Annotated in this window: 13 protein-coding genes; 5 read left to right on the forward strand and 8 right to left on the reverse strand. The window is 56.1% G+C overall.

Annotated elements, in window-relative coordinates; translation table 11 throughout:
* Positions 1-58: 58 nt before the first annotated feature.
* Entirely contained in the window at positions 59-811 is a 753-nt protein-coding gene (locus SB765_RS03760; RefSeq protein ID WP_341798585.1) for an SDR family oxidoreductase, read from the reverse strand.
* A gap of 127 nt (positions 812-938) precedes the next feature.
* Here SB765_RS03760 and SB765_RS03765 point away from each other — a divergent pair, with 127 nt between their 5' ends.
* Positions 939-1,847, forward strand: coding sequence for a LysR family transcriptional regulator (locus tag SB765_RS03765; protein ID WP_341798584.1), 909 nt, complete (start codon positions 939-941; stop codon positions 1,845-1,847).
* A 35-nt stretch (positions 1,848-1,882) separates the two neighbouring features.
* Here SB765_RS03765 and pyk read toward each other — a convergent pair whose 3' ends face one another.
* From pyk to SB765_RS03785, 4 genes are all read right to left on the reverse strand, one after another.
* Positions 1,883-3,319, reverse strand: a complete 1,437-nt coding sequence (gene pyk / locus SB765_RS03770; protein ID WP_410930953.1) for a pyruvate kinase — start codon at positions 3,317-3,319, stop codon at positions 1,883-1,885.
* A 142-nt stretch (positions 3,320-3,461) separates the two neighbouring features.
* The gene (locus SB765_RS03775) at positions 3,462-4,805 is read right to left on the reverse strand and encodes an MFS transporter (protein WP_341798582.1); all 1,344 of its coding nucleotides are present in this window, start codon (positions 4,803-4,805) and stop codon (positions 3,462-3,464) included.
* Between the two features lie 58 nt (positions 4,806-4,863).
* Positions 4,864-6,255 carry a four-carbon acid sugar kinase family protein gene (locus SB765_RS03780; protein WP_410930954.1) on the reverse strand — a complete coding sequence of 464 codons (1,392 nt, stop codon included), beginning with the start codon at positions 6,253-6,255 and terminating at the stop codon, positions 4,864-4,866.
* Positions 6,256-6,258: 3 nt separating this feature from the next.
* On the reverse strand, positions 6,259-7,536 hold the full coding sequence (locus SB765_RS03785) for a ribulose-bisphosphate carboxylase large subunit family protein (RefSeq protein ID WP_410930955.1): 1,278 nt from the start codon (positions 7,534-7,536) through the stop codon (positions 6,259-6,261).
* A gap of 179 nt (positions 7,537-7,715) precedes the next feature.
* Here SB765_RS03785 and SB765_RS03790 point away from each other — a divergent pair, with 179 nt between their 5' ends.
* Positions 7,716-8,594 carry a LysR substrate-binding domain-containing protein gene (locus SB765_RS03790; RefSeq protein ID WP_341798579.1) on the forward strand — a complete coding sequence of 293 codons (879 nt, stop codon included), beginning with the start codon at positions 7,716-7,718 and terminating at the stop codon, positions 8,592-8,594.
* A 35-nt stretch (positions 8,595-8,629) separates the two neighbouring features.
* Here SB765_RS03790 and SB765_RS03795 read toward each other — a convergent pair whose 3' ends face one another.
* On the reverse strand, positions 8,630-9,397 hold the full coding sequence (locus SB765_RS03795; RefSeq protein ID WP_341798578.1) for an SDR family NAD(P)-dependent oxidoreductase: 768 nt from the start codon (positions 9,395-9,397) through the stop codon (positions 8,630-8,632).
* 370 nt (positions 9,398-9,767) lie between these two features.
* The gene (locus SB765_RS03800; RefSeq protein WP_341798577.1) at positions 9,768-10,325 is read right to left on the reverse strand and encodes a nuclear transport factor 2 family protein; all 558 of its coding nucleotides are present in this window, start codon (positions 10,323-10,325) and stop codon (positions 9,768-9,770) included.
* 225 nt (positions 10,326-10,550) lie between these two features.
* Between SB765_RS03800 and SB765_RS03805 the strand changes: the two genes are divergently transcribed.
* Both SB765_RS03805 and SB765_RS03810 read left to right on the forward strand, forming a co-directional pair.
* On the forward strand, positions 10,551-11,483 hold the full coding sequence (locus SB765_RS03805) for an NADP-dependent oxidoreductase (RefSeq protein ID WP_341798576.1): 933 nt from the start codon (positions 10,551-10,553) through the stop codon (positions 11,481-11,483).
* Positions 11,484-11,630: 147 nt separating this feature from the next.
* Entirely contained in the window at positions 11,631-12,047 is a 417-nt protein-coding gene (locus tag SB765_RS03810) for an SDR family NAD(P)-dependent oxidoreductase (RefSeq protein WP_410910281.1), read from the forward strand.
* A gap of 62 nt (positions 12,048-12,109) precedes the next feature.
* Here SB765_RS03810 and SB765_RS03815 read toward each other — a convergent pair whose 3' ends face one another.
* Positions 12,110-13,249, reverse strand: coding sequence for a hypothetical protein (locus SB765_RS03815; protein WP_410930956.1), 1,140 nt, complete (start codon positions 13,247-13,249; stop codon positions 12,110-12,112).
* A gap of 168 nt (positions 13,250-13,417) precedes the next feature.
* On the opposite strand from SB765_RS03815, the gene SB765_RS03820 reads away from it, so the two are divergent.
* Positions 13,418-14,116: a TetR/AcrR family transcriptional regulator gene (locus SB765_RS03820; RefSeq protein WP_410910280.1), complete on the forward strand. Its 699-nt coding sequence runs from the start codon at positions 13,418-13,420 to the stop codon at positions 14,114-14,116.
* Positions 14,117-14,163 lie beyond the last annotated feature (47 nt).

Below are 14,163 nucleotides of genomic sequence, written 5' to 3' on the forward strand. Positions count from 1 at the left end.
GTACCAAACTGACTCAGCTCAGCTGAAGTGGCATTCACGCAATTTTTAAGCTGGGTGCTTAGCCATTCAGCAGGCGGCCACCGTCAAGGACGATTTCAGAGCCGACCGTCCAGCGCGACTCGTCGGATGCCAGATACAGCACTGCTTTGGCCACTTCGTCGGCGCTACCGAAGCGCCCAAGCGGAATGGTTGCCGCGATCGCTTTGTTAAGCTGCTCGCGATAAGCCTCAGGAATACCGAGCTTATCGTAAAGAGGGGTCTCGACGGGGCCAGGGCTCACTGCGTTGACACGGATTCCACGGCCCAGCAATTCGGTCGAGAGCGTCTTCGACATGTTCAGCAATGCGGCTTTCGTTGCGGCATATACGGACGAGCGATCGGCGCCTGCATGCGCGCTTACGGAAGTGGTCAACACGACGGAAGCAGGATTTGCGAAGACCGGCAACAGCGCCTGCATCAGGAAGTACGGCCCTTTGACGTTGATGTCGAAAGAGCGGTCGAACATGTCTTCGGTCCATTCCTCAATGGGCACCCAGACGGATACGCCGGCATTGAGGAAGGCAACGTCGAGTTGGCCGTAGTGTTGCTTGATGACTTGTGCCAGCTCCCTTTGTGCTTCAACGCTGGCCGAGTCGGCCCGCAGCACCGGCACCTCCGGGCCCAATTCGGCTTGGGCCTTGGCAATCGAATCGGGGTTCACACCCGTTACGATAACGCGAGCCCCCTGCGCCAGGAACTGCTTTGCCGTTTCCAGCCCGATGCCGCTGGTCCCGCCAGTGATGAGAGTACGTTTACCTTGCAAGCGCGACATTTGAATTCTCCGGTGAATGACGACCACCGCGGTCGACATGGAGAAATATGCGCTCATGCCTAACAGTAGATAAGACAGCCTATTCGCATATAATTCATGCAAATCAAGCATGAATAGAGGGAACGAAGTGGACCGATTTCTGTTGATGACATGCTTCGCGCGTGCTGTAGAAACCGGCAGCTTTTCGGCGGCAGGGCGCGATCTGGGGCTGGGGCAGCCCAATGTCAGCCGCTATGTAGCGGCACTGGAGGATCATTTGCAAACGCGCTTGCTCCACCGATCTACGCGCAAGCTCTCCCTGACGCCGGAGGGTGAACGCTACTATGCCGACATCCGGCGCATCCTGGATGCGGTGGATGAATCCGAATCGTCCTTCAGGAACAAAGTCGACCCATCGGGGCTTTTGCGCGTAGCCTGTCCGACAGCGCTCGCACATGCGTTTGTCCTGCCGCACGTGCCGGCCTTTTTGGAGCGCTACCCTCAATTGATCCTGGATCTCCAACTCAACGATCGATACGTAGACCTAGTCAATGAAGGCACCGAACTCGCCATTCGCATAGGAAAGCTGGAAGACAGCAGTTTGCGCGCCCGGCCTCTTGGAGGGTACGACCGGGTCTTCGTCGCCAGTAAGGATTATTTGGCCAAACGCGGAGTTCCGCAGACCCCGGATGATCTACTCGACCACGATTGCATCATCTACACCTTACTGTCGTCCGGGGCGACCTGGCGATTCAGGGACGTGGACATTCCGGTTACCGGCAGACTCAGGGTCAACTCGCCGGACGCTGTGAGCGCGGCGGCCACGGCAGGCCTGGGTGTGGCGCATGGACCTGCGTGGCTGTTCGAGGGAGGGCTGAACAGCGGGCGATTACAGTTCATTCTCACCAACCATGTGGCCCCCCCTGTCCCCGTGCAGATGGTTTATGTCGCCAACAGACTGCTCCCCACGCGGGCTATCGTGTTCATGGATTTTATGGCTGAAGTGTTTTCACAGATTCCAGCCTTGAATGGCAGCACCCCTGTGCCGACGCGGTAAGGAAAGCGGCATAACCCGCCTCTGGCGCCTGAGCGTTACAGTTGAAGAATTTTCAGGCCATTGGTGCCACCCGTGACATCATAACGGTCCCCCTTCGTGAGAATAATCCAATCACCAGGCTGTACCAGGTCACGTTTCAGCAATTCGCCAATGGCGGCTTCGCTGACTGTTTCAGAGGGCAGCGAAGCAGGATCAAACGCTATTGGATAAACGCCACGGAACAGGGAGGCGCGAGCCTGGGTTGCACGATGAGGCGAAAGCGCATAGATCGGCACATGAGAACGCAGCCGAGACATTATCAACGGTGTGAAGCCACTCTCGGTGAGAGAAATGATTGCCTTGACACCTGGAAAGTGGTTCGCGGTGTAGAGCGCGGCCAGCGCAATACTTTCGTCACAACGCCGAAAGGAGGTATGCAATCGATGGCTGGACTTTACAGTGGTTGGATGCTTTTCAGCCCCCCTGCAAATACGAGCCATGGCAAGTACTGCCTCAACAGGGTAGGCCCCTGCAGCGCTTTCAGCGGACAGCATGACGGCATCAGTATTGTCGAGCACCGCATTGGCCACGTCAGACACTTCTGCGCGGGTAGGCATCGGACTGGAGATCATCGACTCCATCATCTGGGTCGCCACAATTACCGCTTTGTTGTTGCGCCGGGCGTGCAGAATGATCTTCTTTTGGATAGCGATAAGCTCCGCATCTCCAATCTCCACACCCAGATCTCCCCGAGCGACCATTACCGCATCGCTAGCTGCGATCAGCTTATCAAGGGTCTGATCATCGGCAACGGCCTCAGCTCGTTCGATTTTTGACACGAGCCAGGCTGTCCCCCCTGACTCATCACGCAGCTTGCGAGTGTACTCCATGTCCTTGGCGTCCCGCGGGAATGAAACGGCCAAGTAGTCAAGCTCCATTTGCGCAGCCAGCTTGATATCCGCTTTGTCTTTTTCGGTAAGGGCAGGCGCAGTGAGCCCTCCCCCCTTGCGGTTGATACCCTTGTGATCAGACAGCGGCCCGCCCACGGTGACGATACAATTCAAGGCATCGGGCGCAGTCGACTCAACACGCATAACCACCCGCCCATCATCCAGCAGGAGCTGGTCGCCCACGCCACAATCTTTCACCAGATCTGGGTAATCGATGCCTACGACTCGCTCATTGCCCGATGCAAGCGGATGGCTCGTGGAGAACGAGAAAGTATCGCCAACCTTCAGCTCGATCCGCTTGTCAGTGAATTTTGCAATCCGAATTTTTGGGCCCTGCAAATCACCCAACAAAGCCACATGCCTACCGTGTCTGGCAGCAATCTCACGGATCAAGCGAGCTCGGGCGATGTGTTCATCTGGCGTACCATGGGAAAAATTCAAACGCGCTACATCTAATCCGGCCAAGATCAGCGCTTCAATTACTTCCGGCGAATTACTGGCTGGGCCTAGCGTTGCAACGATCTTTGTTCTACGGATGGTCATACCGATACCTTTCAGGCACGAGGATGCCCTCATCGCACTGACTAAGTTCGAAAGTTTATGGCTGGCTGAGCATCCAGCCATTGCGCATGAGGTTGACGGGTGAGGCTGCGTGCGCCCCCAAGGAAGCACGAAACTGCCTCATTCACTCGTCGATGATGTCCACGTCTTTTGTCTCAGCAGACAGGTATACACAGAGTCCAGAAAACACCGCGAGGGCTATCGTGAGCGTCGAGATCGCATACGGCGTACCGTAATGGCTCAGGAGGAATGCCCCTACGATTGGAGCAGTACCACCGCCTATGATCCCACCGACGTTGGTAGACATTGCGAAACCGGTGAAGCGAGCGCTCGGGCCGAAGGCTTCGCCGGTAAACGACGGCACCGCGCCATATACCAAACCATATCCCGTCATGAACATGCATGATCCAGCGACCATTGGCCAGAACTCGCCAGTTGAAAAAAGGTGCCAGAAAGGAAACGCTGCGAGGGCGGTCACCAGAAAACCAATGAGCATCGTGGTACGGCGGCCAATACGATCTGCCAGCGAACCTGCAAAAGGTACGACCACCAAATGCGTACAGATTGCAACCATGGCCACTGACAGCACGAAAGCATTTGACAGGCCTAGTTCTCGCTGGCCATAGCTCAGTGCAAATACAGTGAACAGGTAGAACGTCGAGAAGTGGCAGATATTAGCGCCGGCCACTAACAGCAGTTGCTTAGGATAGCGAGTGAACAAGCGCAGCGCGGGCGATTGCGACTTGCCAGGCGTGGCTGCCCTCTTCTCAGCCGTCTTCTCGAACACAGGAGACTCGGGCACTTTGGAGCGGACAAACACCCCCACTACCAACAGCGCAAGGCTGGCGATGAAAGGAATGCGCCACCCCCACGCGGTGAAATCCTCTTTGGAAAGCAAGGCACTGACAACCAGAAGCATGCCAGCGGATGCAATGAAGCCAAAGACTGGGCCAATGTTATTGATCGCCGCATAGAAGCCCCTCCTTCTTCTTGGCGCATGCTCTAAGAGCATCAGCACAGCGCCACTGTACTCGCCCGCAAACGCAAAGCCTTGGATGAAGCGGAGCACGCAAAGCATGATAGGCGCCCAAATGCCAATGCTGGCGTAGGTGGGCAAAAGACCAATACCTACCGTGCTCAAACCCATGATGATGAGGGTGAGATACAGCAGTTTCTTGCGGCCAATCCTGTCCCCAAAATGCCCGAGTACAAGCGACCCTAAAGGCCGGGCGACGAATGAAATGGCGAAGGATGCAAGAGAGGCTAGCCGGGAAACGGTTTCGTCGCTCCCAGGAAAAAACAAAGGTCCAAAAATAAGGGCAGCGGCAGTGCCATACAGGTAGAGATCGTAGGTTTCCAATGCTGTTCCGAACAGGCTTCCGGCAACAACATTCTTCATGGTTTTTTTCTCGCCATCATCCATGTGATCGAGGTCACTTTCGACAGGGCTCGATATTGAGGTATGCATGGTTTCACCTTTTGTTATTGTAGATAGGCAAGTCTGTCTTGCTAAAAATCCTCAGAGCTTATTCAACACCCCTGAGTGCTTTGACGAAATAATCCCGGTCTCCCATCTGGCCACCTTTGAGTGCAATCTCAACGTCTTTCAGGTACGGCTCGCGCGCGTGCATTTGACACAAAGGCGCGCCAGGAGAAATATCAGATTTGATAACCAAAGCATCGGGTGCGAGTACTTTGGTTACTTGGCTCGATGTGTCACCACCCGAAACCACCAATCTTTTCAATGGGAATGCTCTAAGGATTTCAAGCGCAACGTGGCCTACTTCCATGGCTAGCTGCTTACCTCCCTGAACCCTCGCTTCATCCCGAGGCAAACCTTTTTGCAGCATGGCCTCGATCATCTGTTCAATCCGAGCGTCACCCGGGCCTTTGGCAGTGTGAATCAGCACCGACCGCCCCTCTTCGAGGTGCGATACTGCGGCAATGACCACATCTCGTATCGCGGCGCTTTTTCGGGACTCCGTAATCAATGCGGCAGCATCGACTTCAAGCTCCACAAAGCCGAAATCGATCGCCGTTTCGATCTGGGACTGACTCAACGGCGAAGCACTGCCTGAGATCACCAGCACCTGGTCGGCCGGTTCCAGAGGGACGGCCAGCGACGCTCGTGCCGGAAACACCCCAGCGGTACGCCAGTATTGTGTGAGGCCATACTCCACTCCGGATGAACCGACGATGAAAAGCGGAGCCGCCGCCGACGAGCGCTCGGTCAACACTTGGCCAGCGGTGGTCATATGTGACTCATGAGTGCCATCGAACAACACTGCATCGTGCTGCCGTGATATCTCGTCGACCAAGCGGCCGAGCGTTGCACCACTTTCGAGTTGGCGAATATCAAGCTTGCCAATCGACAAGTTTTTTTGCTTGCCGATATGGATACTCAAGTCCGCTTCATGCATCGGGGTGATCGGGTGGGCACGCATGATAGGGTGCCGGTCAATCCTGTGAACCTTGTGATCCGTCTTGGACAAGGCATAGAGATTGCCGAAAACGCAGTAGCGGCCCAGTGCAGGGTTGCCCGCGATGATCGGAACGCCTTTTACATCATAAATGCGGGATGCCAACTCAATTACGTGGCCGATGCTGCCCACGGCGTCGGCGCTGTCAAAAGTCGAGCACACCTTGTAGTGAATCAGCGCTGGCGACAGACGTTTGATGCTTTCGAAAATCTCGGGCAGCACCGCGTCCATTTCAGCATTGGACAAAGCACGGCTGTCACCGGCGATACCGATGGCGTCAAATCCACCCAGTTCTGCCAGGAGCTCCGGGGTTGGAGGCGCGAGGAACAGGGCACACTTGAGTCCAGCCGCCGTCAAAACCTCTAGAGCGTCCGTCGAACCAGTGAAGTCATCGCCGTAAAAGACCAACGGGAGTGTGGGAACGTGCTGGGAGCTCATGACTTATTGGCCTCCAAACTTCTGCAGGGCAGCTGACAGGGCTGCCCTACCCTCGGCATAACGCTCCAGAGGCACGTGCTGTACAGCCGCCTCCCAACCTTCACGCATGCTTTGAACGCCTGCTTCGATACCCATTGGATGACCGATGATGCCGCCGCCAGCGAGGTGCATCAGGTCAACGGATTGAAGCCTGTTGAAAAGCTCAGGCGCCTGGGCCGCCCATTGACCGGAGGAGAACACAGGCATCAGGGGACGCATGCCGGCAAATGGGGCAAGGCAGCTCTTCGCAGAAGCGATTACCGAATCGTCCGCCTCATAGAATTTGCCCTGAATACCGTTAACATGCAGATGGTCGATCCCGGCCAACCGCCAGATCTTCTGATACACCTCGAATGAGAACCCTAGTTGGGGGCAGCGGGTCAGAGCACCCCAGCCATTGCGATGGCCATGAATTGGCAACTGGGCATGCTTTCGGATGTGCTCAACCGCCGAGTGCCCAACCCAATTCAGGCAAAGCATCACGCATGTACCACCCGCCTCAAGCACTGCATCTTGGCGACGCATCATCTCGTCGATGCTGCCTGAGATGTTGATTGCATACATGGGCATGCGTCCGAGGCGATCTGCATGCTTGTGGAGGACAGGCATCACCGCACTTAGCCGGGCATCAAACGACGCGTAGGCAGGATCAATGAGCAGCTCATCATCCTTGATGAAATCGATACCTCCGGCGCAGAGCTCATCGACCACAGAGGCAGTCTGCTCTGGAGTAAGGCCGATACTCGGCTTGACGATGGTGCCTATGATCGGACGGTCATGAACACCGGCTAACGCCCTGGTGCCTTCGATTCCGAATTGCGGGCCGATGAAGCCAGATGCGAACCGCTCGGGAAGCTCCAGATCTAGCACCCTCAGCCCGCTGACCTCGCCAATCTCAAAGAGATTGCCTGCAATTGTGGTCAGCAACGCAGGGATGTTCGTTCCAATATTAGCCGTGGGGAACGCGATAGTGACCTCACCTCGGTGATACGTCCCAGAGGGGTTGTGGCGGGCCAGGTAATCACTGTGCAGAGAAGCACTTGAAACGGAGGGCAGCGGCTCGATAGCGACTACACGCGCACGAGAGCGTTCTTTAAGCTCCGCCGATTCGCCAGGAAGAGAGAGGAAGGTACCGCTGGATTGCTCCCCTGCGATTACCTCGCTGACCCGTTCAATCGGGTAGCTGCTCTCTACAAAAAATCGGGCAGTAAACTCCTCTCGCCCGGCCTTAAGATCGACCATGATGGGTGCCTCAAATCTATTTGTTATTTTGAATCTGCCCGGAATGTCGCATGGCAGTTTCAAATCAATATACATTGACCCTGCGTCAATCCAACCGATATGATTTCCGTCGAGCGTGAGAAAAACTCACATTAGAATTGTTGTCGAGTTCAAGACTCCGGTCCTACAGAGGTGCATAAATGACGTCGCCAGTCAGGCCTTCGCTCAACGCTCTACGAGCGTTTGAAATGATCGCGCGCAAAGGATCGTTCAGTGATGCAGCGGATGCCTTATGCGTGACTCATGGCGCTATTAGCCGTCATGTTCGAAGTCTGGAAGACGCGTTAGGTGTCATTTTGCTCACTCGAAATGCGCACGGCACCAAACTGACCCCAGAGGGATCACGCCTCGCCTCGGGCCTGGCCAGGGCTTTTGCCTTGATACAAGAAAGTATCGATGAGGTTCGCCCCCGCCCGCTTGAGCTGTCCTGCTCCGCCTCGATCATGATGCATTGGCTGCTGCCTCGACTGGCCAGGCTGCATAGCAGTTTTCCCACCATGGAACTGGGCTTGAAGACAGGTCACGGCCCTATTGATTTCGCGCATGAAGGCGTGAGCGTTGCGATACGGCTCGACAGCATCGAACCACCTCCAGGCATAGAACCGATACCATTGACCAATGAATGGATAGGCGCCATCTGTTCGCCTGGGTATCTGGCAGCATCCGGTGTCCTGGAGGTCAGCGACTTGAGTAAAGAGCGCTTACTGACCACGAAAACCCGACCGCACGCATGGAAAGCCTGGTACGCCTCCATTGATAGAGAGGCTGGAGAGCTGCTTGAAATGGAGTATTTCGAGCATTTCTATTTACTGATCCAGGCAGCAAAGCTTGGCTTGGGATTCGCCTGTGTACCACGCATGCTGGTGGAAGCAGAGCTTGAGAGTGGTGCCTTGGTGGCTCCATTTGGCTTTGCGCAAGGCGCAGCAAAATTGGTGCTGTGGGTTTCACCCAATGCAAGGCTGCGTCCCGATACTGCAGATTTGGAAACGTGGTTGAAAAAAGAGATGGCTCAAAGCTAAACAAGCGCCCGTATGGGCGCTTGTGATCTTGCCAATTACAGGTCGCCTGCGCCCCAGGCCAGGAATCCGCCGTCGACAGGCAGAACAATACCATTTACGTAAGCGGCGACGTCAGATGCGAGATAGCTGACCGCGCCGGCAATCTCTTGAGTCGTTCCGTATCGCTTGGCGGGGATAGCATTGCTATACGCCTGGCGGAAGCTGTCGCTGTGCAGTTCTTTGGTCATGGGCGTATCGACCGGGCCCGGTGCAATGGCATTGGCAGTGATGCCATACTCGCTAAGCTCCACGGCCATTTGCCGGGTCAGTGCAATGACTGCACCTTTAGAAGTACCGTAGGCGGTACGGCCCTTGCCCACTGCACGCAAGCCAGCGACCGACGCGATGTTGATAATCCTGCCAAAGCCATTTTTTCGCATGATTTGAGCAGCACGCTGGCAGCACATGAACGTGCCAGTGACGTTGATGTGCAGGGTCTTGTTGAAAACGTCGAGATCAAACTCCAGGAACGGCATGGTCTTGGCGATACCTGCGGAATTCACCAGTACATCGCACCTACCGAACTCGCTATCGATCCAGGAAAATGCATTCGTTACAGAATCCAGCGAGGCTACATCCACCTGGCAAGCGTCTGCCGTGTAGCCCTGCTCTCGGAGCTGTCGAGAGAATCGCTCCGCCGCATCAACGTTGATGTCGCAAATAACGATGTGATGCCCGTCTTTTGCCAGTGATACGGCAGCCTCAGCACCGATACCCATCGCACCGCCTGTTACTACGGCGATTTTCTTGCCTGTGTGGCTCATCGAAACCCTCTCTTGTTATGTTCGCCAAAGCGATATTGGATGGACAGAAGGCTAGAGCCGCACAAGGCATTGCGCAATGGATAAAAACTCGCGCTGAAATCACAAAACCTCACACTACGACGCTGGGTAATAAGGCGTTTGCTGAGCAGGATCGGCAGCAAGGCATCATGCGTTGCTCCCCAAGGCTGGTTTCAAATTATTCTCAACCAGCCTCTGACAACCGATCAGTCGTATAAGATATTTTCGCTGACACTGTGCAACGGCAATACAGCCTTAGCCAGTGCTTCGCCCAGCCCACTTGAAATACCTGTGATCAACCAGTTGCGCTTCAAACACATCGTAAACCCCTATTGTTGGACGACATGGGCCTTCAGAATGGCAATACTGTGCTGGAGCGCGTTACACAGAGCGGACGCTCGTAGGACGGATCGTTTTTATCCCGAGAAGCGACGCCCGTTGCAGCGTACGCATCAAGTGCTTCCTGAGGCATGGGAAATTCGCCCAGTGCGCCGTTCCATTCAATGACGCATTTACGCGCAGCGATTGCCCACCGGCCGTCGCGCTTCTCAAAACGGTCGATGTACCGACCGCCGCTCAGGGTCAGCCCTGGCCCGATCTGGTTCTTGCCCGAAAACAGCCAATAGGTCTCGGTATGCGCTGTATCACCGTCGAGCTCGCAACGGTGGTTGAGGACGTAGTGTTTGTGGGTGTGTTGGTATTTCGCGTGGTAAGCGAAAGCCCAATCAATGAAGGCCTCGACTGGCCCGACAAAGGCGCCGTGGTCATCCATGGCATCAGAATGGTACACGCCCCTCACCATGTCTCGGTCAAACCGGTCAACACCGCTGCAATACCGAACGATGCAGTCATGGATTTTCTGCCGGTCAATCAGTTCCTGCAGTTCGGGTGCAATGGCTGCGCTGTTCATGGCTCTTCCTTATTTTTGTTGATGAGAATTCGCTTCACCACTGAATCTGATCGTGCGAATATCAGAACAAGGGGCGTATAGTGGAACACGAAAACAATAGCATCCTCATGCCACCTGCGCCTCTGCTTTCTGCTGTCCAACACAACTGGGCGCGTACGCAGCGTGACGGGATGACAATTATCTACCGGGCGATCGTTGACCCCGGGCCTAATGAGGGGACATGGAATGAAAGCCATCCGCTTCCACCACTACGGTGGCCCTGACCTGCTGGTGCTGGATGACGTACCGGCCCCGAATCTTTGCGCAGGCGAAGTCCTGGTGCGGATTCAGGCCGCAGGCGTCAATCCAGCCGACTACAAGTTCCGCGCCGGCTGGTTCAAGGATTTCGTAAACCTCACCCTGCCCTTCATACCCGGAGCGGATTTCTCCGGAACGGTCGAGCGGGTTGGTCCAGGCGTCCAGGGCTTCAAGCCAGGCGATGAAGTATTCGGCATGCGGGACGTCCAGGTGGGCGGAAGCTATGCCCAGTACATCGCCGTGCGCAGTGATGCAATTGCCTTGAAGCCAAGACGGTTGAGCCACACCCAGGCAGCCGGCGTGCCGCTGGCCGCCCTGACGGCCTGGAGCGCCTTGTTCGACCACGCCGAGCTCAAACGGGGGCAGCGAGTGCTCATTCATGCAGCCTCGGGAGGCGTAGGCGTGTTTGCGGTTCAGCTGGCCAAACTTGCCGGCACTGAAGTCATAGCAACAACCTCTACAGACAACGTCGAGCTGGTACGTTCGCTGGGTGCTGACCAGGTCATCGATTACCGAATAGCTGACTTCGCCAGCACCGTGAAAGACATCGACATTGTGCTTGACACTTTGGGCGGCGAAACCCAAGTCAAATCGATGGAAGTCCTGCGCACCGATGGCTTGATCGTGACCCTGCAACCGCCTGGGATCGAGGCCATGCTCGCAAAACAGCTGAAGGTACGCACGGCGCTGGTCGAGGTCGCGGCAAATGGCAAACGCATCGCTAAGCTTGCCTCGCTTCTGGACGACGGTGTGCTCACGCCCATCATTGACCAGGTCCTTCCCCTGGCCCAAGCAGGTCAGGCGCATGTACGCAGCGAGTCCGGCCGGGCAAGAGGCAAGATCGTGCTGACGGTAGACTGACTGATCGGCAAACCCATTTCCGTCCGCGATCACCCAGGGGAACAACACGATGTTGAGATTCGATGGGCAAGTCGCGCTCATTACCGGGCGCGGCGCGGCATAGGCCGACAGCATGCCATTTCACTCGCTGAACGCGGGGCTTTGGTCGTGGTTAATAACTATGGTGTGGATGGGCGCGGCGAGCACGGTGGTAATACTGGCCCTGCCGATTCGGTGGTGGCAGAAATTCGCGCCACCGGCGGCCAAACCATGGCGGCCTGCTGCGATATCGGTGACCGTGCCCAAGCTGAACAGATGGTGGATGCGGTTATCGCGCAATGGGGCAGGATTGACATGCTGATCCATAACGCGAGCACTTATGCCGACCTTGGGGCGCCTCATTCACTCTGGAGACGATGTCGCCGGAGAGCTTGCTCGAGGCCTTGCCGCGTATTCTCGATGAATCGGGTTACGCAGTGCCGAAGAGCTCCGATCAATCGGGCGCGAGGCTGTCGGCCGGTATCGCCGCGGTCAACCCCGAATTTGCCGAAGCATTGGCTGCGGCGAAACGCGATCGCGCTGTAAGTCGATAAATAGCCCGACAGGCGATCGACTCACCGAGCCAATCGCCTTTTGAGTGTTCTCGATCAGACAGGCTTCTTGGCAGCAGCCCCTGCGATGGTCTCAGTGGCTGTCAGGACCGTGCGGCAGAAGGAGTTTACCGTCAGGTGCTGGTGCAACTGAATCGTTCGGCCGTCCGGCAATTCGACTGTGCCGCTCATGGTCGACAACAGGTAGCAGTACATGCGTGTGCCATGCGCTGTCGGCCAGTGGCTGTATGCTCGACCATGAGCGGCGATATCAACGGCAACCTTGCAACCCTCACGCTCCATGTCCAGCCTCCATTTGACCGGCAGGTTCATACCAGTCCGCGGGTCTTCCCATTTCTCTGTTACTTCGAAGCGAATCGACCCTGCATCGCCCTGCGATGAAATATTGACCTGTTCGTGCTCGCCGTATTTGACAAAACCGAGCTGCATCGTGTCATTGACCTGGAAGAAATTAACCTTCACGTCGCCATCGATGGTGTAAAGCCACCACATCCAATTGGGCGCCGGAAGGTTCTTGACCGGGTCGTTCATCTGACCCGTCAGAATGTGCTCGCGCACGCCATATGCGTTTGTAAGCTCCAGCGTCTGTTCAGGTAGCGTGATCGAGCCATTGACACTCACGAAGGTATCGTAGCCAGCACGATCCGCTTGAGCGGCGTTGTTGAACGGCCCCCAGTTCCAGAGCGGCGTGCCGTTTTGCTCATAGGCAAGGTCAAACTGGGCCCCCCCGGCCTCCCCTTTCAGTGCCCAGTAAGGGGGGGCCGCCTCGAAGCGCAGCCCTTTGAAGTCCCACGTGACCTTCTCATCGGTACGGGTCACCTTCAGCTGGTCCATCGATAAGCGCTCTGTGGGTGTCCAGCCCACGCGCAGGAAGTTGTTGTCACTCATCGTGCCTCGTTGAGCCCGGGGCACTACGATGAGCTGAATCTCCCGCTCGGCGCTCAGGCCTTTGCCCCAGATGCCTTCGCCATTGCCCGACAGCGCATAACCCGCGGCCCACAGAAGCACGTCGTAATCGCCAGCCTGGCCGACCACACCTAACGCCGTCTCTTCCCAGAAGTCGGTCTCGGTAGAGGGTTTGGACAGTGATTCGAAATGGGTTCCCTCATCGTCAAGGGTAATCGCCGCATGGGAATGCTTGATGGACGTGTACTTGGAATTGTAATCATCGCTCATTGATCAGTCCTTTTCGATTATCGTGCTTCGGGGTGTCGTCGGTCATAGGCGACAAGCAGAGGTAGCAGACTGAGAATCTACAGGCTCATAATCGTAAAGTATACTCACGGGTTCCGTTTCTTCTAGAAGGACTTGCTGATCATTGGCGCAATTTGAAGGGATACAGGATTGAAACGAGCAGCTACAGAAGAGGCACAGCAGGCGCCTGCCCTGCTTGAAGGCCGTTCCAGCAAAGGGGGGCGACCCAGCCGCGAGGTTGCCGCGCAGCTACGCAATCATCTACTAGAGGTGGCACTGCGCGCCTACTGCCAGCACGGGCTTGATGGCGTGACGCTTAGCGAGATTGCCCAGGAGGCACAGGTATCCAAACGCACGCTCTATACACGCTTCAAGGACCGTGAAACGCTGTTGGTGGACGCGATAGAGCATGGTATCGAGCGGTTGATCACCCCGATCTCGACTGCGATACCCGACGGAACGCTTCGAGATCAGCTGCTTTTTCTAGGCGGCGAGATGATGCAGATTTCGCTGCGCCCTGAGGTGATCGGCCTGGAACGGCTCATAGCCTTGGTGCAATACCGGATACCCGATGTCTACCAGCGCGTATCCGGTACCATTCAGAAAGGGCGACTGTCGTTGATCGAGTCTCTACTAAGCTCGGCTGCCGATAGAGGTGAGATCGAGGAAGAGTCGATTCACATCGCCGCCTCGATCGTCTTCGACATTCTCGTCACTCAGCCTAGGCGGGAGTTACTGGCGAACCCGATTGCCAAGGGTGATGCGACGATGATGAAAGCCTACCTGCAAAAGGCCATAGATCTGATGCTGTACGGCATTTATCTTCGACCCCAGCAAGATTCGGCGTAGGCCCATAGCGGCGTTCGTGACCGGTCGTAACCGGTCACAAATACCAC

It is taken from the genome of Pseudomonas sp. SIMBA_067, from assembly GCF_046534675.1.
In the GTDB taxonomy this organism is placed as follows: domain Bacteria; phylum Pseudomonadota; class Gammaproteobacteria; order Pseudomonadales; family Pseudomonadaceae; genus Aquipseudomonas; species Aquipseudomonas putida.